The organism is Pseudomonas sp. SDO5215_S409 (genome assembly GCF_054071325.1).
Map to the genome: position 1 here is coordinate 1 of NZ_JBSVWN010000165.1, position 650 is coordinate 650.

The 650-nt window shown below is 56.2% G+C and carries 1 protein-coding gene; it reads left to right on the top strand.

Annotation, left to right across the window (positions count from 1 at the left end; genetic code table 11):
- Positions 1-650, top strand: a 650-nt coding sequence (locus ACW9H9_RS28735; protein ID WP_457374547.1) for a ribonucleotide-diphosphate reductase subunit beta, incomplete at both ends; no start/stop codon positions are given.

The following is a 650-nucleotide window of genomic DNA, read 5'->3' on the forward strand; positions in this document are numbered from 1 at the left end:
GAAGAGGCGATCCACACCCACGCTTATCAGTACTGCATCGAATCGCTGGCCATGGACGAAGGCGAGATCTTCAACATGTACCACGAGATCCCTTCCGTCGCCAAAAAGGCGGCATGGGGCCTGAAGTACACCCGCTCGATCTCCGATCCGAAGTTTGAAACCGGCACCGTCGACACCGACAAGGAACTGCTGCGCAACCTGGTGGCGTACTACTGCGTACTGGAGGGCATCTTCTTCTACTGCGGCTTCACCCAGATCCTGTCCATGGGCCGCCGCAACAAAATGACCGGCGTGGCCGAGCAGTTCCAATACATCCTGCGCGATGAGTCCATGCACCTGAACTTCGGTATCGATGTGATCAACCAGATCAAAATCGAAAACCCGCACCTGTGGGATGCCGAGATGAAGGAAGAAGCCACGCAGATGATTCTGCAAGGCACTCAACTGGAAATCGAATACGCCCGCGACACCATGCCACGCGGCGTGCTGGGCATGAACGCAGCGATGATGGAGGACTACCTCAAGTTCATCGCCAACCGCCGGTTGTCGCAGATCGGGCTGAAGGAAGAGTACCCGGGGACCACTAACCCGTTCCCCTGGATGAGCGAGATCATGGACTTGAAGAAAGAGAAGAACTTCTTTGAGACGCG